The organism is Pseudomonas sp. RA_15y_Pfl2_54, assembly GCF_963971015.1.
Classification (GTDB): domain Bacteria; phylum Pseudomonadota; class Gammaproteobacteria; order Pseudomonadales; family Pseudomonadaceae; genus Aquipseudomonas; species Aquipseudomonas baetica_A.
This window is the reverse complement of the sequence record NZ_CAXAPN010000032.1, coordinates 1-25,948: the sequence shown is the minus strand read 5'-3', so window position 1 is coordinate 25,948 and position 25,948 is coordinate 1. Positions and strand designations below refer to the sequence as shown.

The following is a 25,948-nucleotide window of genomic DNA, read 5'->3' as shown; positions in this document are numbered from 1 at the left end:
CGCGCCGAATTCAGAACACCTCACTCGCGCTGCTCAAACCCCTCCCCCGTACACCCCAGACACCGCACAAACGCCGCTTTTGCCGGATCAACCACCAACGCCTGCCCTGCATCGCCTATCCCGCCACCCAGCGCGGTAAACGGCAACGACACAACAAACACGCCCGCCCCGATGACCGTCGCCACGACCAACAAAGGTCGGGCAATCAGCAAGTCGCCGATCATGGCGTAGGCCGATGGGTTCTGGAGGGTGTAGCGCGGATCACCGCTGCCGTTTTCCGTGGCTTGAACAGCCAGGCTGGAACACAGCAGCAATGCGACAAGGAGCACTTGCGAGGATTTCATGGCACGATCCTTCGGGCTGAACAGTGAGACAACTCACTATAGACCGTGGGATTTTTTCAGCTTCCTGCTTCAGGTCTGGCAGCGCGGACAGAAAACACTGGCACGCTGACCAAGCTTCACTTCACGCAGCCCGGTGCCGCAGACCTTGCAGTGTTCACCGCCGCGACCATAGACAAACAGTTCCTGCTGGAAATAGCCCGGCTGCCCGTCACCGCCGATGAAATCGCGCAACGTGGTACCGCCACGTTCGATGGCGGCGGCGAGGATGCGTTTGATCTCGATCGCCAGTTTCAGATAACGCCCACGGGATATGCCACCGGCCTCGCGGCGCGGGTCGATCCCTGCGGCAAACAGCGCTTCGGTCGCGTAAATATTGCCGACCCCGACCACCACCGCGTTGTCCATGATGAACGGCTTGACCGCCATCGAACGCCCGCGTGACAACTGGAACAGCCGCTCGCCATCGAACAGATCGGTCAAGGGCTCAGGCCCGAGACGAATCAGCAACTCGTGATTGAGCGGATCGTTGCTCCACAGCATCGCGCCGAAACGCCGTGGATCGGTGTAGCGCAAGGCCAGGCCCGACTCCAGCTCGATATCGACATGCTCGTGCTTGAGCGCCGGCAAACCGACCTCGACCAGGCGCAAATTGCCTGACATGCCCAAATGGCTGATCAACGTGCCGACTTCGGCATTGATCAGCAGATACTTGGCCCGCCGCTCGACCAACACGATGCGCTGCCCGGACAGGCGCACATCGAGGTCTTCGGGAATCGGCCAGCGCAGCCGGCGGTCACGCACGATCACCCGGCTGACGCGCTGGCCCTCCAGGTGCGGGGCAATGCCCCGGCGGGTGGTTTCGACTTCGGGCAGTTCAGGCATGGTGTCCTCGAATCAACGCGCGCCGAGGTCGCGGATCGTTTGTTTGAGCGTTTCGAAGTCGTAGTCCGACAGCCCCATGTAATCGAGAATCATCGGACCGATGCTTTCCCACTCGTAGTCTTCGGTCTGGTTGCCCAGCACCCGGTACGAAGCGCAGATGTGCTCGGCCATCTTGAGGATCGCCAGCAGGTTTTTCATCTGATTGTCGTGCGACGACTCATCCCTGAAGATCGCCAAGGCATTGTGGTGATTGGCGATTGACGCGCTGACATGCTCCGGCAGACGCCAGGATTTGGCGGTGTAATAACCGACCACCGCATGATTGGTGTTGAACTCTCTGTTTTCAGTGTCCACCACCCGACATTCGGCACTGGCATTGGCGTAAGCCTTTTCCAGTACCGACATGTAATGGGGGAAGCGCTGCAGCATCAACGGCACACCGCAATCGTGAAACAGGCCCAAGGCATAGGCCTCGTCACTGGCCTGAATGCCGATGCGCTTGGCCAGCGTCAGGCAAGTCATCGCCACATCCTGGGCGGTATCCCAGAAACGATTGAGCGTGACGATGGTGTCGTCGTTCAGCTCGCCCTTGATCGACTGCGCGTTGATCAGATTGACGATCGAACGGCTGCCCAGCAGATTCACCGCGCGCTGGATCGAAGTGATCTTGTTGCTCAAGCCGTAATACGGCGAGTTGACAATTTTCAGCAGCGAGCCGGACAGGCCGGGATCCTGGGAGATCAGTCTGGCGATCACCTCCAGGTCCGGATCGGGCATGTACTGCTCCATTTGCAGATCCACCATGATCTGCGGCTGCGCGGGCACGCTGATGCCTTGCAGGGATTGTTGAATCTGTTCGGTGGTCAGCTCTTGGGACATAAGTACACACTCTGGGACAGGCGGCGATTCTAACGCTTAAAAACCGCAAGACGACACCTCGGTGGGCATTTGTCAGGAACTTTCATTCAAGCCCTGGCTTCGGACTTTTTGATACCGACCGGATAATCGAAACCCGCTCGGTGGCAAATTCGCGGCTCTCGAAGGCGCATCGGCGTTTCATCGCTCATCAAACCCGACATAACTCGCAACACGGTATACTCCCGCTCTTTTTTCCGGAGCGACGTCATGTCCCTGCCTAGCTTGCGCCTCAAAGCCAACGCCGACCGTCGCCTGCGCGCCGGTCACTTGTGGGTCTACAGCAACGAAATCGACGTGACCGCCACGCCACTGCATGGCTTCAATGCCGGCGATCAGGCCATCCTCGAAGCGGCGGGTGGCAAGCCGCTGGGCATCGTGGCAATGAGCCCGAACAACCTGATCTGCGCCCGACTGCTGTCGCGCGACATCAAGGTAGCACTGGACAAATCGCTGCTGGTGCACCGCCTGAACGTGGCTCTGTCCCTGCGCGAGCGTCTGTTCGACAAGCCGTTCTATCGGTTGGTCTACGGCGATTCCGACCTGCTCCCAGGCCTGGTGGTCGACCGTTTCGGCGACATCCTGGTCGTGCAGATCGCCTCGGCGACCATGGAAGCGCATAAAGAGGACGTGATCGCCGCACTGACTCAAGTGCTCAAGCCAAGCGGCATTCTGTTCAAGAACGACTCCGCCGCCCGTGACGCCGAAGGCCTCAACCGCTACGTCGAAACGGTATTCGGCCTGGTGCCGGAGTGGGTGGCACTGGAAGAGAACGGCGTGAAGTTCGAAGCCCCGGTCATTCAAGGCCAGAAAACCGGCTGGTTCTACGATCACCGCATGAACCGCGCACGCCTGGCGCCTTACGCCAAAGGCAAACGCGTCCTCGACCTCTATAGCTACATCGGTGGCTGGGGCGTGCAGGCTGCAGCGTTCGGCGCCAGCGAAGTGTTCTGCGTCGATGCCTCGGCCTTTGCCCTTGACGGTGTCGAGCGCAACGCCGCGTTGAACGGCTTCGCCGACAAAATGACCTGCATCGAAGGTGACGTTTTCGAAGCCTTGAAAGAGCTCAAGGCCAGTGAAGAACGCTTCGACGTGATCGTGGCCGACCCGCCGGCGTTCATCAAACGCAAGAAAGACATGAAAAACGGTGAAGGCGCCTACCGTCGCCTGAACGAACAAGCCATGCGCCTGCTCAACAAGGACGGCATCCTGGTCAGCGCTTCGTGCTCGATGCACCTGCCGGAAGATGACCTGCAAAACATCCTGCTGACCAGTGCACGTCACCTGGATCGCAACATCCAGTTGCTGGAGCGCGGCGGCCAAGGCCCGGATCACCCGGTACACCCGGCGATCAACGAAACCCGCTACATCAAGAGCATCACCTGCCGCCTGCTGCCTAACAGCTGATCAATGCGGATGACGGGGAGCCAGCAGGCTCCCCGTTTGCTTTACGCCTGCCCCTGGCGAACTCTGCGTCACCTCTACGTCAACAATCACGACTTCCTACACGGACTTTCCTACTAACGTGAAGGATATTTCCTTACGCCCTTAAATTATTGAAAAACACCCTACAAAGTCCAACTCCAGCTAAAGATAGTTCCGACAAAATTACTGGAACATTCCTACTTAATATCCACTTGCCAATATTCCATTACAAACTATTATGAAGTTGTCACCACGAGGTGACTTCAACTATCAACGAACAAGGAGTTCACATCATGAAAAGCATTTCTCTGGAAACCAACAAAATCGCAAACCTGGCTTTTCTGGTTGCACCTAAAGCCCGCTAAGTGAGTCAGGACGCCGTGGAGTGCCGGCAACGCGGCGTCCTTTCGACTTTATCCAGAGTGAATGAATACCATGCACATAAACCCTTATCTATTTATATTGCCGCGCTCGCCCGGACAAATAGTCTGGAACTACAAAGAGCACACCCAACATGAACTTGACCTGAACTATTCGACCCGCCTTGCACAACTAATAAACAACCCAGACCTCTTCGACCCACACAACATAATAGACACGCAACTATTAAGCGCCGGCATTCTAACCGTTTCAAAAATAGACAACCCGCCATGGGGTTGGGATGAACTGTCGAAGATCTATCACATCGGCACTCAAAACATTCCCTGCGAACACAGCCCGCAGAATATTCATGAGTGGTCCAGGCTATATCTGGCGCACTGCAACGAAGTATTGGCCACCCCGGCTCCCGCAACAGACCGGCCCATGCATGTGGCCGGACAGCGCATCGCTTTGCCCCTCCCGCGCAGTTTGAACGACGACAGCCTGAGTAACGCACTGCTCCAGCGCAAAACCTGTCGCTCCTACACCGGCGCAGCGATGACGCTCGATGACGTCGGCACCCTGCTTTACCTTTCTCTCGGTTACCTCCATGAGCGCGACCTCAATCGCGACGACAGCATTGCCCAAGACCTTGGCGCACGCCGCAGCAGTCCGTCCGGTGGTGGCCTGAATGCATGCGAAGGGTTTCTGCTGGTGCGCAACGTCGACGACCTGGAGCCCGGCATTTACGCCTACCACCCTGCCGAACACACCATTAGCCGGGTCAATCCCTTGCCTCAACCGGCGCTGGGCGACTTGCTGGGCGGCCAGCACTTCATCAACAACCTGCCGCTGGGATTGTTCATCACCGCTCGATTCGATCGGCTCTGGTGGAAGTACGAGCACTCACGCGCCTATCGCATGGCATTCATTGAGGCGGGTCATCTGTCGCAGACCTTTCAACTGATCGCCACAGCACTGGGTCTCAACACCTGGTTGACCGGTGCATTTGCCGACAAGCAGGTCGAAACGCTCCTCAAAATCGAGGGAAGCGCTGAACAACCTTTGTTCTTTGTTGGCTGCGGAGAAAGCAACGGGCAGGTGATGTGCCAGGAAATGCGCGATCTCTTGCGCGAGGTACAAGCATGACCCTCCCTATCCCGGATTCGAACGAAGTACCGGTGTCATGGGCGCTTAAATTCACCCTGGGGGATTGGGACAGCCGCGCCTCGGTACGCAGCAGTACCCACGACTATCAATTGCCGGACGACGTGCTGCAGCAACTGCAAACCCGCTACTGGTTTCCACCGGCCTTTTTGCCTTATCTGGCCCACCCGGCCATCGAGGCCGCCGGACGCGAAGTGCAACACCGACTGACGGCCAACCATCTGGTGCACTTTCTCGATTACACCACCCTGCTCGAACATCGCATCGTCAATCGCGCGGTTGAGGTCATCGTTCATCGGGAACTGCCTATCTACGTGCCTCTGCCAATGAAACACGCGGCGCTGCAACTTTATACCGACGAGGGCTACCACGCGTTGTTCTCCAATCGTCTCGCGGAGCAGATCGCCGGGTTCTACGGGATGAGCGCACGTCCGGCGATTCCGAAGCGGATCACTCGCATGAACGCACTGATCGTCCGCACCCCGCAGAAGCACCGTGCACTGGCATGGCTTCTGCTTGGCTTCGTCTCGGAGACCATCATTGCCCGGGAGCTGCTGGACGTCTGTCGCGACAGTCTGGTGTCCAGCGTGAACGACATGCTGCGCGATCACCTGGCCGACGAAGCCCGCCACAGCCGCTACTTTGCCGAAGTGTTCCATTACTTCTGGCTTTCGATGAACAGTCGCCAGCGCACGTTTGCAAGCAGAACGCTGCTGGAGATCATCGGGCTTTTCTTCGAGGTCGACGAACGCTGGCTGCAACAGAGCCTGCGCGGTGCGGGCATTGCCGACAGCGACGTGATGGACATTGTCGCCAGCATGGCAACGGTGCAGGCCAACCGCGCGCGCGCACGTTCAGGCTCCATCGCTACGCTGGATGCACTGCGCAAGGCCGGATTTTTCGCAACGCCCCATAACCAGACACTTTTTGCCAAGGCAGGACTGATCGATGGATAACGGAAAGTACGCGGTAATCACACGCCAGCGTCGCGGGGCTGTCGGCCTTTTACTGGCCATGGTGCTGCTGGGCGTGTTTCCACTGGATGTCCTGCTTCCATCATTTCCGGCACTGGCGGCGCATTTCCGCAGCACACCGGCGGACATCGCGCTTTCAATCAGTCTGTTCGCCGTGGGCATCGCATTTGCCCAGTTGTTGATCGGCCCGCTATCCGATGTGATCGGACGCAAGGGCTTGTTGCTCGCCGGTATGAGCGTATCGATGCTCGGCGCCCTCGGTTGCGTGTTGACCGGCGACTACACGCTGTTCCTGATATTCCGGGTGGTGCAGGCACTGGGTTGCGGCTGTTTTGTGCTGTCCCAGGCACTGGTGCAGGACCTGTTCGAAGGCGAGGAGCGTGATCGCTTGCGTATTCTGATGGTCACCGCCACCGGGATTTTTATCTCCGTGTCGCCGCTGGCCGGCACCTTTCTGCAAGCCACCCTTGGCTGGCGCGGCAGTTTCGGGGTGTTCATCGCGCTGTCCGCCACGGTGCTGATCAAGGCATGGCTGTTTCTGGAGAACACTCGCCCTGTCGTCAGCGGCACGCACCCGGGTTTCCTCAAGGCCTATCGACGGGTGCTGGGAGATTTCGACTTTGTCGGCTACTGGCTGATTTCAGCCTTCGCATTCGCCTGTCATTTCTCCTTTATCGTGATTTCCCCACTGATCTTCATGGATCAACTGCAACTGTCGGCCTATGATTTTTCGCTGATCCTGCTGGTGTACGGCGCTGCGTATGTCGTCGGTGGCATCATCGCCACCGTACTGAACCGACGCATCACGCCGGGCCGGCAGATCATCACCGGGCTGAGTCTGATCCTGCTGTCAGGTTTGGTGATGCTTTATCTGGCGGCCAACCATGCACTGGCCCCAGCCACCGTTCTGATTCCGATGCTGATCTGCACGGCCGGCACCACCATCGCACGACCGGCAGCCACCTCGCGGGCCATGGGCCTGTTTCCCGAAAACGCCGGCACGTCGGCTTCGGCTGGCAGCACGATCATTTTCATTTGCGGCGGAATAATCAGTGCATTGATCAGCCTGAGCCCGGCCAACCTGCAATCCACGCTGGGTTACTGCTTTGTTTTGCTCAGTGGCGTGGCTCTGGCGTTGAACAGGGGGGTGAGCCGCCGCGCCAACATGCTCAAGATCAACACGACCGCGCAACCGGATGGCGAATAATCCTGCCAGTCGTCATCCCGCAACCGCCGCTGGCACTGCAACAACACTTTGCGCCATTCCCTCCAGACGCCAGCGGTGTAGAATCGCCAGATTCATCGCCATTCATCCCCCGGCGGGTTTATGAGCTCAGGCTGAGACCAGCGGCGATCCCGCAACGTCATCGGCCACTTCCAGACACACGGCCATTACCGGGTGTTCCAGACGTCAATAGAAGCTCACTTCCCCTTTGATACCTGATTAGCCGCCCGGAGTGCTTCAATGCCTGATTACCGTTCGAAAACATCCACCCACGGCCGCAACATGGCCGGCGCCCGCGCACTGTGGCGCGCCACCGGGATGAAAGATGACGACTTCAAAAAGCCGATCATCGCCATTGCCAACTCGTTCACCCAGTTCGTGCCGGGCCACGTGCACCTCAAAGACCTGGGCCAACTGGTCGCTCGCGAGATCGAACGCGCCGGTGGCGTAGCGAAAGAATTCAACACCATCGCGGTGGATGACGGTATCGCCATGGGTCACGACGGCATGCTCTATTCGCTGCCGAGCCGTGAAATCATCGCCGACTCCGTCGAATACATGGTCAACGCCCACTGTGCCGACGCCATCGTGTGCATTTCCAACTGCGACAAGATCACTCCGGGCATGCTGATGGCCGCCCTGCGCCTGAACATTCCGGTGATCTTCGTTTCCGGCGGCCCGATGGAAGCCGGCAAAACCAAACTCGCGTCCCACGGCCTCGACCTCGTCGACGCCATGGTGATTGCCGCCGACTCCAGCGCTTCTGACGAGAAGGTTGCCGAGTACGAGCGCAGCGCCTGTCCGACCTGCGGTTCCTGCTCCGGCATGTTTACCGCCAACTCGATGAACTGCCTGGTGGAAGCCCTGGGCCTGGCATTGCCGGGCAACGGTTCGACCCTGGCCACCCACAGCGATCGCGAACAACTGTTCCTGCAGGCCGGCCGCACCATCGTCGAGTTGTGCAAGCGTTACTACGGCGACAACGATGAGGCGGTATTGCCGCGCAACATCGCCAACTTCAAGGCGTTCGAGAACGCGATGATGCTCGACATCGCCATGGGCGGTTCGACCAACACCATCCTGCACTTGCTGGCAGCCGCTCAGGAAGCCGAGATCGATTTCGACCTGCGCGACATCGATCGTCTTTCGCGCAGCGTTCCACAACTGTGCAAAGTTGCGCCGAACATCCAGAAGTACCACATGGAAGACGTGCACCGCGCCGGCGGTATCTTCAGCATCCTCGGTTCTCTGGCCCGTGGCGGCCTGTTGCACACCGATCTGCCGACCGTACACAGCCGCAGCATGGAAGAAGCCATCGCCAAGTGGGACATCACCCAGACCACCGATGAGGCCGTGCACCACTTCTTCAAGGCAGGCCCGGCGGGCATTCCAACCCAGACTGCGTTCAGCCAGTCGACCCGTTGGGAAACCCTGGATGACGACCGTGAAAATGGCTGCATCCGCAGTTTCGAACACGCCTACTCGAAAGAGGGTGGCCTGGCCGTGCTGTACGGCAACATCGCGATGGACGGCTGCGTGGTGAAAACCGCCGGTGTCGACGAGTCGATCCATGTGTTTGAAGGCAACGCGAAGATCTTCGAAAGCCAGGACAGCGCCGTGCGCGGCATCCTCGCCGACGAAGTGAAAGAAGGCGACATCGTCATCATTCGCTACGAAGGTCCGAAAGGCGGCCCGGGCATGCAGGAAATGCTCTACCCGACCTCGTACCTGAAATCCAAAGGCCTGGGCAAAGCCTGCGCCTTGCTCACCGACGGCCGATTCTCCGGCGGCACTTCGGGCCTGTCCATCGGCCACGCTTCGCCAGAAGCCGCTGCTGGCGGTGCGATCGGTCTGGTGCGCGATGGCGACAAAGTGCTGATCGACATTCCGAACCGCTCGATCAATCTGTTGGTCAGCGACGAAGAACTGGCGGCTCGCCGGGTCGAGCAGGACAAAAAAGGCTGGAAACCTGTGGAAGTGCGTCCACGCAAAGTGACCACCGCGCTCAAGGCTTACGCCCTGCTGGCGACCAGTGCCGACAAAGGTGCTGTGCGTAACAAGGCGATGCTTGACGGGCTGTAAGCGTCAATCGCAGGAACAAAAATGCCTCGCCAAGTGCGAGGCATTTTTTTGTCTGGCCAGATTCCCCAGACACTGAAGATCAAAACTGTGGGACTGTCAGTGCACCCGGAATCCGGGCGCCCACAGAAGATCGGGGCTTACTGGATGTCTTCGGGTTTGACGATCACCCAGTTCTTGTCTGCCGTCACCGGCAACCCTTCCTTGGCCTGCGCCGCAGCGTGCTTGGCCATCATGCCGTTCAACTGCGTCATGTATTTGTCTTTGCGGTTGATCCACAAGTGAATGCCGCCCTTGGCCACGTCGACATCGTGGAACAGCATGTAACCGTCACTGGTAGGGGTGTCGCCGCCCACCAATACTGGTTTTTTCCACTCGTCGATGTAAGTCAGAATGGCGGCGTGCTTGCCGGCCATCCACGTCGCCGGGGTCCACAGGTATGGCGTCAGTTCGAGGCCGAGGTTGGCCTTCTCGTCATATTTGCCGGCGGTGATCTGCTTGCGCGCGGTGGTCAGTTCGTTGGTCTCGCGGTTCTTCAGCATCGTCGTCACGCCAATCACGTTCTGTGGTTTGACGTTGTAGCCGTACTTCGGATCGGCGGCGACCATGCGCACCAGTTCTTCAGACGCGGCGGTCATCACATAGACCTCGATGCCGTTCTCCATCAGCTTGTTGTAGAGCTCTTGCTGCCCGGTGAAGATTTTCGGCGGATTGACGTCGAGCGTCTTGACCACATCGCCGTCGTAATAAGTCGCCGGCACGGGTTTGCCCGAAGCCATCAGCTCATCGACGTAGCCTTTGAGTTCCTTGAGGGTGAAGCCGGAGAACACCTGCGCCACCCACGGGTAGCAGACCATGTCGTCGACTTCGCAGAGGCGATAGTAGTAACTGAACAGGCTTTCCTTGTGGTCGGCGGTGTCCTTGAACGGAATCAGTTTCAGGGAGGGGTCGAGTTTGTCGCGGGTGATCAGGCCCTTGTTTTCCATGAACGGCAACAAGGACTCTTCCAGGTCATAGCGGTAACTGGTGTTGTCCATGTCGAACACCGCGTAGTTACCTTTGTTGGCATTGGCGGCAATCATCGCGTCCAGCGCCTTGGCCTGATCGGCTGGCCAGTGTTTCAAATCGGTGGCGAATGCCTGACCGGCCAGGCCCAACCCCACAGTCAGTGCGACAGCCAGAAATTTCGGTGCAAACTTCATAAGCCCTTCTCCCTGATCAAAGAGACCGACGGTAACAAATAAGTGTGACCGTTTTCATCTGTCAGCGACCGTCCACGTCTCCATCACGCCAGATGCATTCCCCAGAGCGACGCCTACTTATTCCAAAAGCGACTATTACCCTGCGTTTTCGGTATTAATTCATTTGAAATCAAACTGTTAGGCTTGCCGGTTCGCAGCAGCCCCGCAAGGCTGCTGGCAAAGTCTTTCCTGGAGTTCTCATGAATCTACCGTTGATTCTCAACCTGCTGGTGTTCCTCGCCCTGCTCTTGGGTCTGGCACAAACCCGCCGCACCCATTGGAGCCTGGCGAAAAAAGTCCTGCTCGCGCTGGTGCTCGGCGTCACGTTCGGTATAGCTCTGCACGCCGTTTACGGGGCGGGCAATCCAGTGCTGAAAGCCTCGATTGGCTGGTTCGATCTGGTCGGCAACGGTTATGTGCAGTTGCTGCAAATGATCGTCATCCCGCTGGTGTTCGCTTCGATCCTCAGCGCGGTGGCCCGCCTGCACAACGCCTCGTCGCTGGGCAAGATCAGTTTCCTGACCATCGGCACGCTGCTGTTCACCACCGCGATTGCGGCGCTGGTCGGTATCGGCCTGACCAACCTGTTCGGCCTCAGCGCCGAAGGTCTGGTGGCCGGCACCCAGGAAATGGCCCGTCTGCAAACCATTCAGACCGACTACGCCGGCAAGGTCGCCGAACTGAATGTGCCGCAACTGCTGCTGTCGTTCATCCCGCAGAACCCGTTCGCCGATCTGGCGCGGGCCAAACCGACTTCAATCATCAGCGTGGTGATTTTCGCCGCGTTCCTTGGTGTCGCCGCGCTGCAACTGCTCAAGGATGACGTCGAGAAAGGTCAGAAAGTGATCAACGCCATCGACACCCTGCAAGCCTGGGTGATGCGCCTGGTGCGCCTGGTGATGAAGCTGACCCCGTACGGTGTACTGGCGCTGATGACCAAAGTGGTGGCTGGCTCCAACCTGCAAGACATCATTAAACTCGGCAGTTTCGTGGCGGTGTCGTACCTCGGTCTGGGCCTGATGTTCGTCGTTCATGGCCTGCTGGTGTCGGCGGCCGGGATCAACCCGCTGCGTTTCTTCCGCAAGATCTGGCCGGTGCTGACGTTTGCATTCACCAGCCGTTCCAGTGCAGCGAGCATTCCGCTGAGCATCGAAGCGCAGACCCGCCGTCTGGGCATTCCACAATCGGTAGCCAGTTTTGCCGCATCGTTCGGCGCGACCATCGGCCAGAACGGCTGCGCAGGCCTGTACCCGGCGATGTTGGCGGTGATGGTAGCGCCGACCGTAGGCATCAACCCGCTGGATCCGCTGTGGATCGCGACGCTGGTGGCGATTGTGACCCTGAGTTCGGCCGGTGTGGCGGGCGTAGGTGGCGGTGCGACGTTTGCCGCGCTGATCGTGCTGCCGGCGATGGGCTTGCCGGTGTCACTGGTGGCCTTGCTGATTTCGGTTGAGCCGCTGATCGACATGGGGCGTACAGCGTTGAACGTGAGTGGAGCAATCACCGCCGGTGCGATTACCAGTCAGGTGATGCAGCAGACCGATAAAGCACTGCTCGATGCCGATGAGCACGCGGAGCTTGCTCAGGCTTAAGTTATTCTTTGCCTGACCTGCCCTCTTCCACATTGGATTTGTGTCGATCACAGATCCAATGTGTGTGGGCTTGCTCCGGGCGGCGTTCCGACGAAGCTCTTAAGCTTTTTCCCAGACCTCGAAGGTGTACGCCGGTTTGTCGCCCTCGGCCGCATTCGGCACATTCGACACCAGCTTCCACTGGTTAAGATCGAACGCCGGAAACCACGCATCGCCTTCCGGGCTCAGCGCCACACGGGTCAGGTACAGACGATCCGCCTGCGCCAACCCTTGCGCATACAACTGCGCGCCGCCAATCAGCATCAGTTCATCGACGCCCTGTTCCTTCGCCCATTGCTCGGCGCGAACCACCGCGGCTTCGAGTGATGGATAAACCTCAGCGCCTTCCAACACCAGATCGGCCTGACGACTGACCACGATGTTCAAGCGCCCGGGCAGCGGACGACCGAGGGAATCCCAGGTCTTGCGCCCCATGATGATCGGCTTGCCGAGGGTCGTGGCCTTGAAGTATTTGAAGTCCCCCGGCAGGTGCCAGGGCATGCTGTTATCGACGCCGATCACACGGTTCTCACCGAGGGCTGCGATCAGGCTTAAGGGGAGTATTTTAGTCATGCCGGCGAGGATACCAGAGCCTCGCTTGACCCGATAAGCGCCACAGCGGTTATGCTCACGGCTCAATTGAGCGACGGGATGCCGCGTGACACAACTGACTCCACTGCAAAACCTCTGGTTGACCGAAACCGTGCGCCTGCGCGAAGAACACGCGGGGCCTCTGGATGATCTGGAAGCCAATCGTCTGGCCCGCGCGGCTGGCGGTGATTTGCCGAGCCGTATTCAACGCCGTGCCTTGTGGCTGGCCGAGCGTGACGGGCTGACCAACGCACTCAAGCACTGGCTGCAAGGCGCGCGTCTGGCGCTGCTGTTAATGGTGGTGCTGGCCTGCGTGACCGGTGCCGGCATGGCGTTTTCCACGCTGGGTGACGGCACGCGCCCGGTGAATATTTTCTGGGCGTTGGGTACGTTGCTCGGGGTGAATCTGATTTTGCTGTTGAGTTGGGCGCTGGGACTGTTGTTCGCCGGGGAACATGGCGCCGCACTCGGCCGGCTCTGGCTTTGGCTCAGCGAAAAATTCGCCCGTGACGCCAAAGCCGCGCAGTTGCCCCCAGCGTTGCTCGTCTTGTTGCAACGCCAAAAACTCAATCGTTGGGCGATCGGCACGCTGGTCAATGGCCTGTGGCTGCTGATCATGCTCAGCGCTTTGAGCATGCTGGTGTTGATGATGGCTGCCCGGCGCTATGACTTCATTTGGGAAAGCACGCTGTTAGGCGCCGACTTCTTCGCCGCCCTGACGGATGCGTTGACGGTCATTCCCCATGCCTTGGGTTGGAGTGCGCCGCGCGTCGACATGATTCGCGTGACGCTGGACACCGACTACAACCGTGCGTTGGTTCGCCAGTGGTGGGCCATCTGGCTGGTGGGCGCGGTGCTGATCTATGGCGTCTTGCCGCGTCTGATACTGATGTTGTTCTGCCGCTGGCGCTGGAAACGGGGACGTGACCGCTTGCGTCTGGACCTGAACCTGCCCGGCTACGCGCAATTGCGCGAACGCCTGATGCCGACCAGCGAACGCCTGGGCGTCACCGACGCCGCGCCTGAGCAATTGCACCGCGTCGAAAGCAGCGTCAGCGAACACGCCAGCGAAGGCGCATTGCTGGTGGCGATCGAACTCGACGAGCAACGCCCATGGCCGCCGGCGCTGCCGAAAAACGTCAGCAACGCCGGCATCCTCGACAGCCGCGAATCACGCAACAAACTGCTCGAACAACTCAGCCGCTTCCCCCCGGCACGTCTGGTTATCGCTTGCGATCCACGGCGCTCGCCGGATCGCGGCAGCCTCGCGCTGATCGCCGAACTGGCGCGCAACGCCAGCGCCACCCGCGTCTGGCTGCTGCAAGCGCCGCCCGGTGAAGCGCTGGACGCCGAACGCCTCGGCGACTGGCACATCGCACTGCAACAGTTGGAACTACCCTTTGCTGATTGCGCGCCGTTGAACTGGCTGGAGAGCGGTCATGACTGATGCCTTCAAAGCGCCGCTGAAACTCGCCGTGGTCGGCCACACCAACGTTGGCAAGACTTCGCTGTTGCGCACGCTGACCCGCGATGTCGGTTTCGGCGAAGTCTCGCATCGACCGAGTACCACCCGGCATGTCGAGGGCGCGCGGCTGTCGGTGGACGGCGAGCCGTTGCTCGACCTCTACGACACGCCGGGGCTGGAAGACGCCATCGCCCTGCTGGATTTTCTCGAACGTCTGGAACGCCCCGGCGAACGCCTCGACGGCCCGGCGCGGCTGGCGCGGTTTCTCGACGGCAGCGAGGCGCGCCAGCGTTTCGAACAGGAAGCCAAAGTGTTGCGGCAACTGCTCGCCTCCGACGCCGGTTTGTATGTGATCGACGCCCGCGAGCCGGTGCTGGCCAAGTACCGCGATGAACTGGAAGTGTTGGCCAGTTGCGGCAAACCGCTGCTGCCGGTGCTCAATTTCGTCAGCAGCGCCAACCACCGCGAACCGGATTGGCGTGACGCGTTGGCGCGTCTTGGTCTGCATGCGCTGGTGCGTTTCGACAGCGTGGCGCCACCCGAGGATGGTGCGCGACGGCTGTATGAAAGCCTCGCCTTGTTGCTGGAAAACGCCCGGCCGCAACTGGAACGCTTGATTGCAGATCAGCAGGCACAGCGACTCGCCCGGCAGCACAGTGCAGCGCGGTTGATTGCCGAATTGCTGATCGACTGCGCCGCGTGCCGCCGCAGCGTGGTCAGCGAAGCCGAGCAGGAACAGCAAGCCATCAGCGAACTGCGCAAGGCTGTGCGCCAGCGCGAACAGAAGTGCGTCGAAGCGCTGCTCAAGCTGTATGCGTTTCGCCCGCAGGATGCGGCGGCGAGTGATCTACCGTTGCTCGATGGCCGCTGGGGCGATGACCTGTTCAACCCGGAAACCTTGAAGCAACTCGGTGTGCGTGTGGGGGGCGGGATCGCTGCCGGGGCAGCCGCCGGGGCTGGCGTGGATTTGCTGGTGGGCGGCATCACCCTCGGCGCGGCGGCATTGGCCGGGGCAATTGCTGGCGGTGCGCTGCAAACGGCGCGCAGTTATGGCAGTCGCTTGCTCGGCAAGATCAAAGGCCAGCGCGAGTTGACGGTGGATGATGCCGTGTTGCGGCTGTTGGCGTTGCGCCAGCGCCAGTTGCTGCTGGCCCTGGATCAGCGCGGGCATGCGGCGCTGGACGCGGTTCAGGTTGCCGCACCGCAGGACAAAACCTGGCGACAGGGCAAGTTGCCGGAGGCGCTGAGCAAGGCGCGGGCGCATCCGCAATGGTCGTCGCTCAACCCGCATGCGAAGTTGAATCAGGCGCAGCGGCAGGAGCAAATTGAGTCTTTGGCTGAGGATTTGTAGCGCCTGAGCCGGCCTCTTCACGAGCAAGCCCGCTCCCACAGAAAAACGCATTCCCCCGGGCTTGCTCGCGAATGAAGGTCTTGTGACCTGCCATCAAATGTCCCCCAGCAACTGCGCGACATTGCGCTCGGCCATGGCCGGACCGACGCTCATGCCGACGCCGGTGTGCATCAGCGCCACACTCAGCCCCGGTGCCGGGCGCAGGAACGAAAACGGCCCCGGCCCACGGGCGCCATAGACACCCTGCCAGCGCTCGATCACTTGCACCTTGCAGCCGAGGGTGTGTTCGGCCAGTTCGAGCATCCAGGTGTCGACTTGCTCGGCGTTGAACGGCGACGGATCGCTGCCGTAGTGGTGCGAATCGCCGATGATCAACTCGCCATACGGTGTCGGACTGATCAACAGGTGAATGCCGTTTTCATGCAGGTGCGGTTGTTCGCGCAGGATCTGCGCCTGCACCGCCGCCGCTTCCGGCAAGTCGGCGAAGGCGCCGTAGTGCACGCCGCTCAACCCCGTGAGCAAGGCGTGTTGCAGGTTCAGGTCGACGTGCGGTTTGGCGCGGAGCATTTGCAGGCGGCAGATTTGCGGGTCGAGCGTGGCAATCGGTTCGGCCAGCAGCGTCTGATAATCATGGCCGGAGCAGACGATGATCTGTTTGGCGGTGAACGAACCGGCCGTGCTGTGCAGACGCCCCGGCTCCACATCGCGCACCAGCGTCGAGAAATGAAATTCGACGCCGAGGTCGCGGCGCAGGTAATCGATCAATGCTGGAATCGCTTCACGCGAATACAACTGTTGATCGTCCCTCCCGTGCAAGGCTGCACGGTGATGGCTGAACTGACCGCTGTAGAGGTCGCGCAACGCGGCGCCGCGCAACAAGTCGACGTTGTAACCGTTTTCCACGGCGCGGCCGGCGCAAAAGGCTTCGAGCAGGTGTTCTTCAGCTTCAGTGCGGGCAAACAGGTACGAGCCGTTACGCTTGATTTGCAGGCCGGCGAGCTGCGCCCAGTCGCCCCAGATCTCGCGGCTGGCCTTGGCCAGTTCGAGCATTGGCCCGGGTGGCTGGCCGGTGACCAGTGCCTGGCCGAAGTTGCGCACCGAGGCGCCGAGGGGCGTGGCCGTGCGTTCGAAAACCGTGACTTTGAGACCGCGTTTGGCGGCGGCATAGGCGTGGGACAGGCCGAGGATGCCGGCGCCGACGATCAGCAGGTCGTTGTGTTGTGTCATGGAAATTTTCCCTGAATGGGAGACCGCCTTCGCGAGCAAGCCCGCTGCCACAGGGGATTTTGGGTGCCCACAGAATGTGTGTTCACTGAAGATCCAATGTGGGAGCGGGCTTGCTCGCGAAGCGGCCCTGTCAGTCGATAAAGAGCTTACTTGGCGACGACTTTCTCGGACTTGCCGTCATAGCGCTTGCGCCACTCGGTCAGGATCTCGTCGCGGTTCTTCGAGGCCCAGGCAAAGTCATTCTTGATCAGGCGCTGCTCGTAGTCGGCCGGCAGTTCGGTCTGCGGCTTGGCGATCCCCGGCTGGGCAAGAACAGCGAAGTTCTCCTTGTACAGGTCCATCGCCTCGGCGCTGGCGGAGAAGTCCGCGAGTTTCTTCGCGGCTTCTTCATGCGGCGTGCCTTTGATCACGGCAGTCGCCTCGATCTCCCAGCCCAGGCCTTCCTTCGGCAGGATGATGTCCAGCGGCGCGCCCTGGCGCTTCAACTGAACGGCCGGGTATTCGAAGGAAATACCAATCGGGAACTCGCCCGCCGCCGCCAGTTTGCAAGGCTTGGAGCCGGAGTGAACGTACTGGCCGATGTTCTGGTGCAGGCCGTCCATGTACGCCCATCCCTGCTTCTCGCCGAAGGTTTGCAGCCAGGCGCTGACGTCGAGGAAACCGGTGCCGGACGACGCCGGGTTGGGCATGACAATCTTGCCTTTGTACTCAGGCTTGGTCAGGTCCTGCCAGCTCACCGGTTTGCTCAAGCCCTGCTTCTCGGCTTCGACGGTGTTGAAGCAAATGGTCGCGGCCCACACGTCCATGCCGACCCAGGCCGGCGGGTTGGCGGCGTCGCGGTAGTTCGCGCCGATCTTGCCCAGATCCTTCGGTGCGTAACTTTGCAGCATGCCTTGCTGGTCGAGGATCGCTAGGCTCGAGGCGGCCAGGCCCCACACGGCGTCAGCCTGCGGACGGGCCTTTTCGGCCAGCAGTTTGGCGGTGATGATCCCGGTGGAATCGCGCACCCATTTGATCTCGACGTCCGGGTTGGCCTTTTCGAAGGCGTCCTTGTAGGACTTCAGTTGCTCGGCTTCGAGGGCGGTGTACACCGTCAACTCGGTTTTCGCCGCGAAGGCATTCAGGCTGAAAGTGGCGAGCACAGCAGCGGCCAGGGCCATAGGCTTGAACATGATCGTTTTCCTGTCTTTTTGAGTTGAGGGTTACGGGAAACATCAGTGACCGGGCGCGGTTTGCCGCCAGGCCTGGGAACGGCGCAGCAAACCGCGCGAAGCCCACGCCAGCAGCAAGGACACGCCCGCCGAGGTGAACAGAATCAGGGTCGACATCGCCGCCGCGCCGCCGACGTTGCCGGCGTCATCCATGTTCAGCACCGCCACCGCCGCAAGAATGGTGTCCGGGCTGTAGAGGAAGATCGCCGCCGACACCGTGGTCATCGCCGAGACGAACAGGTAACGCACGATGTCCAGCAACGCCGGCAGGCAGATCGGCACGGTCACGCGCAGGTAATGCCGATACAGCGGCGCCTTGAGCGACAGCGCGGCGGCTTCGAACTCGGCATCGAGCTGGCGCAGCGCGGTGGTTGCGGTCATTTGTGCGGTGGTCAGATAGTGCGCAATGGTGCAGACGATCAGCAGGGTCATCGTCCCGTAGAGCACATGCAGCGGGTTGCCGGTCAGGTTGAAAAAGAACACGTAACCCAGACCAAGCACCAACCCCGGCACCGCCATCGGCACGAAACTGAGCATGCGCAACGCCAGATTGAGGCCGCGTTGCGTGCGTGTTTTTTCCATCAGATACGCGCCGGTGAAGATCAGCACGCTGCCGATCAGCGCCGTACCCAGCGCCATCTTCAAACTGTTGCTGTAGGCCAGCCAGCCACCGCCGGCGGTTTCGTTGAACTGATAGTGGTTGAGCGACAGCGACAGGTTGTACGGCCAGAACTTCACCAGCGAGGAGAACACCGCCATGCCGAACACCAGCAGCAACGCCGCGCAGATCAGCAGGACGATGACCAGATAGCAGCCATCACGCACTTTCGACGGCGCCGGTTTGAACACCTGGGCGCGGCCACTCATGGAGTCGCCGTGACGTCGACGCAACCACGCATCGACGCCAAAGCTCAGCAGCGCCGGCAGCAACAGCACCATGCCGATCAACGCACCACGGCCGAATTGCTGCTGGCCGACCACGGCTTTATAAGCCTCCAGCGCCAACACTTGATAGTCGCCACCGACCACCACCGGCACACCGAAATCGGTGATGGTCAGGGTGAACACCAGACAGAACGCGGCGAACACAGCCTGTCGGGTCGCCGGCCAGGTGATGCTGCGAAACGCCTTGGCCGGACTGGCGCCCATGCTCGACGCCGCATCGAACAGCCGCGCATCGGCCAGGGACAGCGCCGACAGCAGAATCATCAGCGCATGGGGAAAGGTGTAGATCACCTCACCCAGCACAATCCCCCAGAACCCGTAGATGTTGTCCGAGAGCAGCCCGCGCAACAGGCCTTGATTGCCGAACAGATAGACCAGCGCAATCCCCGGCAGCATCGACGGCGCCATCAGCGGCAGCAGGGATATCCCGCGCCAGATGCCTTTGGCCGGAATCAACGTGCGTTGCAGGGCGTAGGCAAACAGGTAGGCCAGCGGTACGACGATGGCTGCGACGCTGAGGGAAACTTTCAGGCTGTTGCCGAGCAGCCAGTGGAAATTCTCGCTGGTCGCCAGTTCTTTCGCAGCGAGCCAGCCACCGCCCTGCCCGGCTTCGCTACTGAAGCCGCGCCAGAAGATCGCCAGCAACGGCAACAGCACCGCAACGCCAAGCAGTACCAGCAGCAGGAGTTTGCCGCCGACGACGAAGATGCGGTCGCCGATCTCGGCACGGGACGTCTGACGCACCTGCTTATGCGGGAGCGGCAGCGCGAGGTGGCTGCTCATCAGGCAAACACCTGCAGGCTGCGCGGCGGCAACGCAACCATGATCTGCTGGGCGCCGAGGCGCGGCATGGCCTCCGGCGCCAGTTCGGCGAGCAGCGCGTGGCCGGGCAGTTGATCGAGTTCGAAGCTCATGCGGCAGCGGTTGCCGAGGAAGGTGATCTCGCGGACTTTGGCCGGGAACAGGTTTTCTTCGTGCACCAGCGGATTGACGTTGATCGCTTCGGGGCGGCAGAACAATCGGCCCGAGGCGCCGCTCACGCTGCCATCCGCCAGACGCACATCCATCCCGCCCACCCGGGCGTGGCTGGCGCTGCTGCGCTGGAACGGCAGCCAGTTACCCTGCCCGACAAACTCGGCCACAAACGGTGTGGCCGGGCGGTTGTAGATGTCCTGCGGGGTGGCGTACTGCTCGACCCGGCCGTTATTCATCACGGCGATACGGTCGGCCATCAGCATGGCTTCGTCCTGATTGTGCGTGACCATCAGGGTGGTGATGCCGAGGTTGCGTTGCAGTTGGCGCAGTTCGGTACACAAATGCTCACGCACCCGGGCGTCAAGGGCCGACATCGGTTCGTCGAGCAGCAGCAGCGACGGTGCCGGGGCCAGAGCGCGGGCCAGTGCCACCCGTTGCTGTTGGCCGCCGGACAATTGGCCGGGGTACTTTTTCTCACTGCCGGTGAGGCCGACCAGTTCCAGCATCTCACCGACGCGGCGGCGCACTTCATCGCGACCGCTGCCGGCGAGGCCGTAGGCAATGTTCGCCTCCACCGTCAGATTGGGGAACAGTGCGTAGGACTGAAACAGAATCCCGTAGTCCCGGGCCTGCGGGGCGAGATTCGAGACATCGCGGTCACCGAGGTACAACTCGCCGCTGTCCTGCTTTTCCAGACCGGCGATGCAACGCAGCAACGTGGTCTTGCCGCACCCGGACGGGCCGAGCAGGCACACCAGTTCACCGGCCGCGACGTCGAGGGAGACGTTATCCAGTGCGGTGAACGCGCCAAAGCGCTTCTGCACGCCACGCACTTTCATCGGTGCGCCGGGGTGAGTCAGGGTGGTTGCGATGGCAGGATTCATGGGACAGACCTCATCAAGCAGATGAGGCAAATCCTAGCGTTGTAATGCGTCCGTCATGTGGCAGTGAGGCAAAAACGGCTGATAGTGGTATTCGGGGATTTTGGTTTGGGCTGAGGTTCTGCATTGCCTGGTCTGACGCCTTCGCGAGCAAGCCCGCTCCCACAGGGGGAACGCATTCCAATGTGGGGCTTGCTCGCGAAGAGGCCCAGACATTCACCAAAAGATTCAGGCGATCGACACCTCTAGCCTCCACTCAGCGGCACATGGGCATGCGCCGCTGAGCGCGTTGATCACTCGGTCGGCACTAACCTGTCCAGCACACGATTGACCGCCAGCTCGGCCAGCATCACCACCTGGGCGATGCCTTGCAGGGTTTTGCGGTGCGAGCCTTCAACCATTGCTGCGTGGTTGTGGAGCATCACGGTGGCGGAGCCGAGCGTTTCACTGGCGTCGGCCAGCAGGGATTCGGTGTCAGCCTCAGGGTGTGCCATGTAGAGCGTGTTGAGGGTGTAGGACGCGGCCATGATGGCGGCGACCGGTGGGCAGAGATAGTGGTCGAGGGCGCGCTCGGCGGCTTCGTGGAATTTCTTTGAATCGGGCGATTCGTAGGGGGATGCCGGATCGGAGATCGGCGGGTTTGGCGTTGGTTTGAACATTGAGTCTTTCTCCAGTAGAGCCGCAGCCATCTCGCTACTAAACGAAAGGGGTGGCAGCTGTGCGCAAGTTAGTAGACCGGCAGAAGACTCAAGACCCGGCGCACCCGAAGATGCCATGCGCACAGCCACCATCAAGTGCAAGCAAGCGCCCGACTGGATGATTCTTGTGCAGCCGTAAGTCAACTGATCCGGGCTACTAAACCCGATCACTGGAAATCAGTGATGCGAACCAAGTTACGCAGCCAGCCCAAGGCGCACAAGCCGGCGGATTCTGGTGCATGCGTAGGCAGCGGCGCAAGGATTTGTAGGCTGCCGGGCGTAACACCGAGTGTCTTTAAACACCTGCGCTGGAAAGGGTTTAGTGCCCTACAGAGATTGGGGATTTACCTGTCGGATTTTGCTGCGGCGACTGACCCCTTCGCGAGCAGCCCGCTCCCACAGGGGGAACGCATTCCAATGTGGGAGCGGGCTTGCTCGCGAAGAGGCCGGCACAGGCACTGAAAGATCTCAGGCCGGGGACATTTCCTGCGCCAACCCCAAAAACGCCGCCGGCAACCGCGCGCCCTTCCTCTCCTTGAGGCAGTACAGGTACTCGGGAATCTGCGGCGCATGCTCAAGGGTCAGCACCTTTAGCTGCGGATCATGCGGCACTTCCTGGCGGGCAATGATGCTGATGCCAATGTTGCGCAACACCGCCTCGCGAATCGATTCACGGCTGCCGATCTCCAGCAGCGGCCCGAAACTCACCCCGGCGCTGGCCAGCAACTCTTCGGTCAACCGCCGCGTGGTCGAACCCGACTCGCGCATCAGCAACGTATGCCCGACCAACGCACTCAGCGACACATGCTCATGCACCGCCAGCGGGTGATTGCGATGCACCGCCAATACCAGCGGATCCGTGCCGAGTACCCGACGAATCAGCCGCGCATCATCCAGCAACTGCGACGACGCGGCGACATCGACCCGGTAATCCTCCAGCGCTTCGAGCACCTGCTGGGAGTTGCCGATTTCCACCGACACGTCCACCTGCGGCAGGCGTTCGCGAAAAGTTTTCACCAGATCGAGGATGTAATACGGCGCGGTCGCGGCGATGCGTAGCGTGCCTTGCACCTGGCCGCTGTTGCGCAGGAAAAACTCGATATCGGCTTCCTGCTGCAACAACGCCTTGACCATCGGCAGCAGCCGCGCGCCTTCGTCGCTGACACTCAATCGGCGACCGCCACGGTAGAACAGCTCTACCGAATAGTGGCTTTCGAGGTTACGAATCTGCGTGGTCACGGTCGGTTGGCTGAGGCCGAGTTTTTTCGCCGCCAAAGTGATGCTGCCCAGACGGGCCACCATGTAAAACGCCTTCAGCTCGGCACTCAGCACAACCGCCCCTCATCGTCTATTTGCGCAACAGGCGCAAACCGTTGAACACCACCAGCAGGCTCACGCCCATGTCGGCAAACACCGCCATCCACATGGTGGCGAGCCCGGCGAAGGTTACCCCAAGAAAGATAGCCTTGATCACCAACGCCAATGCAATGTTCTGTTTCAGGATGCTGGCGGTATCGCGAGACAGGCTGATGAATGCCGGAATCTTGCGCAGATCGTCGTCCATCAGGGCGACATCGGCAGTTTCGATAGCCGTGTCGGTGCCCGCTGCGGCCATGGCAAAACCGATCTCGGCGCGGGCCAATGCCGGGGCATCGTTGATACCGTCGCCGACCATGCCGACCCGGTGGCCCTGTGCGTAAAGCGCTTCGATGGCTTGCAGCTTGTCGGTCGGCAACAAATCGCCCTGAGCCTGATCGATGCCGACCTGCGCGGCAATCGCCTGCGCGGTGTGGACGTTATCGCCCGTGAGCATCAGGGTTTTCACGCCCAGCGCATGCAACTGGCGGATCGCTTCGCGACTGGTCTCCTTGACGGTGTCGGCCACCGCAAACAGCGCCAGCGGGCCGGACTTGTCGAGCAACAGCACCACGGATTTGCCCTGTTTCTCCAGCGCGAAGAGTTTTTCTTCCAGCGCCGGGGAGCACAGGTTCAGCTCTTCAACCAGACGATGGTTGCCCAAGTAGTAGACCTGGCCGTTGATCTCGCCTTTGACGCCACGGCCGGCCAGCGCTTCGAAGTTATCCACAATCTGCGCCGCGAGGTTTTTATCCACAGCGGCGTTGGCGATGGCCAGCGACACCGGGTGATCGGAACGGCCGGCCAACGCGGCAGCAATCGCCGGGGCGGTGGCGTCGGCCGTCGGATCGAGGGACAGGTAATCGGTCTGCACCGGTTTGCCGTGGGTGATGGTTCCGGTTTTATCCAGCGCCAGATAATCGAGCTTGAAACCGCCCTCCAGGTACACGCCGCCCTTGACCAGAATGCCTTTGCGCGCCGCCGCCGCGAGGCCGCTGACGATGGTCACCGGGGTGGAAATCACCAAGGCACATGGGCACGCGACCACCAGCAACACCAGCGCGCGGTAGATCCAGTCGAACCACACCGCGCCCATGAACAGCGGCGGAATGATCGCCACGGCCAGGGCCAGGACGAACACCGCAGGGGTGTAGATTGTCGAGAATTGATCGACGAAGCGCTGGGTCGGTGCGCGTGCGCCCTGGGCTTGCTCGACGGCGTGAATGATCCGCGCCAGCGTCGAGTTGTTCGCCGCTGCGGTGACCGCGTATTCCAGCGAACCGGCCTGATTGATGGTGCCGGCGAAGACTTTATCGCCCACGGTTTTCTCCACCGGCAGGCTTTCCCCGGTGATCGGCGCCTGATCGATGGTCGAACGGCCGCTGACGACTTCACCGTCCAGCGCAATACGCTCGCCGGGTTTTACCCGCACGCGGGCGCCGAGTTCGACGCTTTTCACTTCCTGTTCGAGCCAGCGACCGTCAGCCTGCAATACGGTCGCCTGCTCCGGGGTCATTTGCATCAGACCGCTGATCGCGTTGCGCGCACGATCCAGCGAACGTGCTTCGATCAACTCGGCCACGGTGAACAGGAACATCACCATCGCCGCTTCCGGCCATTGGCCGATCAACACGGCACCGGTCACGGCGATGCTCATCAGCGCATTGATGTTGAGGTTGCGGTTCTTCAGGGCAATCCAGCCCTTTTTGTAGGTGCCGAGGCCACCGCTGAGGATCGACACCAGCGCGATGATCGCCACCACCCAGGTCGGCGCGGCGTTGGTGAAGTGGATCACTTCGGCGGCGAGCGCACCGACGCCGGACAGCGCCAATGGCCACCAGTGTTTTTTCACGGGGGCCGGGGCTGGCGACTCGACGCCCGCCTCCAGCGGTTCGGCGTGCATGCCGAGGGATTTGATTGCCTCAGTGATGGGCTCGGTGCCTGGCAGCGTGTGGGTCACACCGAGCACGCGGTTGATCAGGTTGAATTCCAGTTGCTCGACGCCGGCCAGTTTGCCGAGTTTGTTCTGGATCAGCGTCTGTTCGGTCGGGCAGTCCATCGCCTCGATGCGAAAGCTGCTCAGCCGGGCGTCGGCGCTGGTCTTTTCGCTCAGTAGCACCCGTGCAGGTGCGGCGGCTTTCGATGCGCAGCAAGCGTCGCCGCCGTGGTCATGTTTATGCACAGGCTGCAATTTATGGCTGTGGTCGTGCCCCGCGTGGGGTTTGTGGGAGTGCAGGGAATCGCTCATTGGTCGCGTCCATGAAGGTGCCTGTTGCCAAGTAAAGACCCTGTAGCCACTATAGGGTCAAGCACCCTTTTGGAGATTGCCGTCATGAAGATCGGAGAACTGGCCAAGCTGACCGATTGCGCCGTCGAAACCATTCGTTACTACGAGCGCGAAAACCTGCTGCCAGAGCCCGCCCGCAGCGACGGCAACTACCGCGTCTACACCCAGGCCCACGCCGAACGCCTGACCTTCATCCGCAACTGCCGCACCCTCGACATGACCCTCGAAGAAATCCGCAGCCTGTTGGCCATGCGTGACAGCCCGCAGGATCAGTGTGAAAGCGTCAACACGCTGATCGATGAACACATCCAGCATGTGAAGGCACGAATTGACGGGTTATTGGCGTTGCAGACACAACTGCTCGACCTGCGCCAACGCTGTGGCGAAGGGCCGGGAGCCGATCAATGCGGGATTTTGCAGCGGCTGGAAGTGAGTGGCGGGGTGGTGGCGACGGAGGTTGAGCATTCCCATGTGGGCCGTAGTCATGGCCACTAAAGACACCCGATAACCAAAGTGGGAGCGGGCTTGCTCGCGAAAGCGGTGTGTCAGCCAACACATAATTGACTGACACACCCTCTTCGCGAGCAAGCCCGCTTGTATGGTAGGACTTGAAGGGAGGAGGAGGGACAAGGCTCGATTCTGACTGTTAGCGCAGTACAGACCGTGGGAGATTTCACCCTCCTCCTTTCACCCAAGCGCCGATAAAGAATGCATCTGG

Annotated in this window: 21 protein-coding genes; 9 read left to right on the top strand and 12 right to left on the bottom strand. The window is 60.7% G+C overall.

All coding sequences use genetic code 11. The features are described 5' to 3' along the window. Positions 1–20: 20 nt before the first annotated feature. From AACY50_RS21615 to AACY50_RS21605, 3 genes are all read right to left on the bottom strand, one after another. Complete coding sequence (locus AACY50_RS21615; protein WP_339539161.1) at positions 21–344, bottom strand: multidrug transporter; 324 nt, start codon at positions 342–344, stop codon at positions 21–23. A 69-nt stretch (positions 345–413) separates the two neighbouring features. Beyond that, the gene (gene mutM, locus AACY50_RS21610) at positions 414–1,226 is read right to left on the bottom strand and encodes a bifunctional DNA-formamidopyrimidine glycosylase/DNA-(apurinic or apyrimidinic site) lyase (RefSeq protein ID WP_034153682.1); all 813 of its coding nucleotides are present in this window, start codon (positions 1,224–1,226) and stop codon (positions 414–416) included. Between the two features lie 12 nt (positions 1,227–1,238). Beyond that, positions 1,239–2,051, bottom strand: a complete 813-nt coding sequence (locus AACY50_RS21605) for an HDOD domain-containing protein (protein WP_339430498.1) — start codon at positions 2,049–2,051, stop codon at positions 1,239–1,241. Between the two features lie 300 nt (positions 2,052–2,351). Here AACY50_RS21605 and AACY50_RS21600 point away from each other — a divergent pair, with 300 nt between their 5' ends. The 5 genes from AACY50_RS21600 (at position 2,352) to ilvD (ending at position 9,374) form a co-directional block, all read left to right on the top strand. Next, positions 2,352–3,548 carry a class I SAM-dependent rRNA methyltransferase gene (locus AACY50_RS21600; RefSeq protein ID WP_339430370.1) on the top strand — a complete coding sequence of 399 codons (1,197 nt, stop codon included), beginning with the start codon at positions 2,352–2,354 and terminating at the stop codon, positions 3,546–3,548. A gap of 453 nt (positions 3,549–4,001) precedes the next feature. Next, positions 4,002–5,075 (top strand): SagB family peptide dehydrogenase, encoded by a 1,074-nt coding sequence (locus AACY50_RS21595; RefSeq protein WP_339464700.1) that lies wholly within the window; start codon positions 4,002–4,004, stop codon positions 5,073–5,075. Further along, entirely contained in the window at positions 5,072–6,049 is a 978-nt protein-coding gene (locus AACY50_RS21590) for a diiron oxygenase (protein ID WP_339464683.1), read from the top strand. The genes AACY50_RS21595 and AACY50_RS21590 overlap by 4 nt, the downstream gene beginning before the upstream one ends. Continuing rightward, positions 6,042–7,274, top strand: a complete 1,233-nt coding sequence (locus AACY50_RS21585) for an MFS transporter (protein WP_339430372.1) — start codon at positions 6,042–6,044, stop codon at positions 7,272–7,274. The genes AACY50_RS21590 and AACY50_RS21585 overlap by 8 nt, the downstream gene beginning before the upstream one ends. A gap of 258 nt (positions 7,275–7,532) precedes the next feature. Next, positions 7,533–9,374: a dihydroxy-acid dehydratase gene (ilvD, locus tag AACY50_RS21580; protein WP_339430373.1), complete on the top strand. Its 1,842-nt coding sequence runs from the start codon at positions 7,533–7,535 to the stop codon at positions 9,372–9,374. 137 nt (positions 9,375–9,511) lie between these two features. On the opposite strand, the gene AACY50_RS21575 is transcribed toward ilvD, so the two are convergent. Then, on the bottom strand, positions 9,512–10,573 hold the full coding sequence (locus tag AACY50_RS21575; protein WP_339430374.1) for a haloacid dehalogenase-like hydrolase: 1,062 nt from the start codon (positions 10,571–10,573) through the stop codon (positions 9,512–9,514). Positions 10,574–10,812: 239 nt separating this feature from the next. Here AACY50_RS21575 and AACY50_RS21570 point away from each other — a divergent pair, with 239 nt between their 5' ends. After that, entirely contained in the window at positions 10,813–12,204 is a 1,392-nt protein-coding gene (locus AACY50_RS21570; protein WP_339539160.1) for an L-cystine transporter, read from the top strand. A gap of 99 nt (positions 12,205–12,303) precedes the next feature. Here AACY50_RS21570 and AACY50_RS21565 read toward each other — a convergent pair whose 3' ends face one another. Then, positions 12,304–12,816 (bottom strand): dihydrofolate reductase, encoded by a 513-nt coding sequence (locus AACY50_RS21565; protein WP_339464682.1) that lies wholly within the window; start codon positions 12,814–12,816, stop codon positions 12,304–12,306. Positions 12,817–12,901: 85 nt separating this feature from the next. Between AACY50_RS21565 and AACY50_RS21560 the strand changes: the two genes are divergently transcribed. Both AACY50_RS21560 and AACY50_RS21555 read left to right on the top strand, forming a co-directional pair. After that, positions 12,902–14,281 carry a DUF2868 domain-containing protein gene (locus tag AACY50_RS21560; RefSeq protein ID WP_339539159.1) on the top strand — a complete coding sequence of 460 codons (1,380 nt, stop codon included), beginning with the start codon at positions 12,902–12,904 and terminating at the stop codon, positions 14,279–14,281. Next, the gene (locus tag AACY50_RS21555) at positions 14,274–15,650 is read left to right on the top strand and encodes a GTPase/DUF3482 domain-containing protein (RefSeq protein ID WP_339430378.1); all 1,377 of its coding nucleotides are present in this window, start codon (positions 14,274–14,276) and stop codon (positions 15,648–15,650) included. Before AACY50_RS21560 ends, AACY50_RS21555 begins: the two co-directional genes overlap by 8 nt. A 93-nt stretch (positions 15,651–15,743) precedes the next feature. On the opposite strand, the gene AACY50_RS21550 is transcribed toward AACY50_RS21555, so the two are convergent. The 7 genes from AACY50_RS21550 to AACY50_RS21520 form a co-directional block, all read right to left on the bottom strand. After that, positions 15,744–16,877, bottom strand: a complete 1,134-nt coding sequence (locus AACY50_RS21550) for a TIGR03364 family FAD-dependent oxidoreductase (protein ID WP_339464679.1) — start codon at positions 16,875–16,877, stop codon at positions 15,744–15,746. Positions 16,878–17,023: 146 nt separating this feature from the next. Further along, positions 17,024–18,049: a putative 2-aminoethylphosphonate ABC transporter substrate-binding protein gene (locus tag AACY50_RS21545; RefSeq protein ID WP_133335856.1), complete on the bottom strand. Its 1,026-nt coding sequence runs from the start codon at positions 18,047–18,049 to the stop codon at positions 17,024–17,026. A 42-nt stretch (positions 18,050–18,091) separates the two neighbouring features. Beyond that, positions 18,092–19,816 (bottom strand): putative 2-aminoethylphosphonate ABC transporter permease subunit, encoded by a 1,725-nt coding sequence (locus AACY50_RS21540; RefSeq protein WP_339430380.1) that lies wholly within the window; start codon positions 19,814–19,816, stop codon positions 18,092–18,094. Continuing rightward, the gene (locus AACY50_RS21535; RefSeq protein WP_339539158.1) at positions 19,816–20,892 is read right to left on the bottom strand and encodes a putative 2-aminoethylphosphonate ABC transporter ATP-binding protein; all 1,077 of its coding nucleotides are present in this window, start codon (positions 20,890–20,892) and stop codon (positions 19,816–19,818) included. The genes AACY50_RS21540 and AACY50_RS21535 overlap by 1 nt, the downstream gene beginning before the upstream one ends. A 290-nt stretch (positions 20,893–21,182) precedes the next feature. Beyond that, positions 21,183–21,548, bottom strand: a complete 366-nt coding sequence (locus AACY50_RS21530) for a DUF6124 family protein (RefSeq protein WP_339539157.1) — start codon at positions 21,546–21,548, stop codon at positions 21,183–21,185. 507 nt (positions 21,549–22,055) lie between these two features. Next, a complete protein-coding gene (locus tag AACY50_RS21525) occupies positions 22,056–22,919 on the bottom strand; it encodes a LysR family transcriptional regulator (RefSeq protein WP_339539156.1) in 864 nt (287 codons plus the stop codon). A 16-nt stretch (positions 22,920–22,935) separates the two neighbouring features. After that, entirely contained in the window at positions 22,936–25,191 is a 2,256-nt protein-coding gene (locus AACY50_RS21520) for a heavy metal translocating P-type ATPase (RefSeq protein WP_339464677.1), read from the bottom strand. An 84-nt stretch (positions 25,192–25,275) separates the two neighbouring features. On the opposite strand from AACY50_RS21520, the gene cadR reads away from it, so the two are divergent. Beyond that, positions 25,276–25,725, top strand: coding sequence for a Cd(II)/Pb(II)-responsive transcriptional regulator (gene cadR, locus AACY50_RS21515; protein WP_008088440.1), 450 nt, complete (start codon positions 25,276–25,278; stop codon positions 25,723–25,725). Positions 25,726–25,948 lie beyond the last annotated feature (223 nt).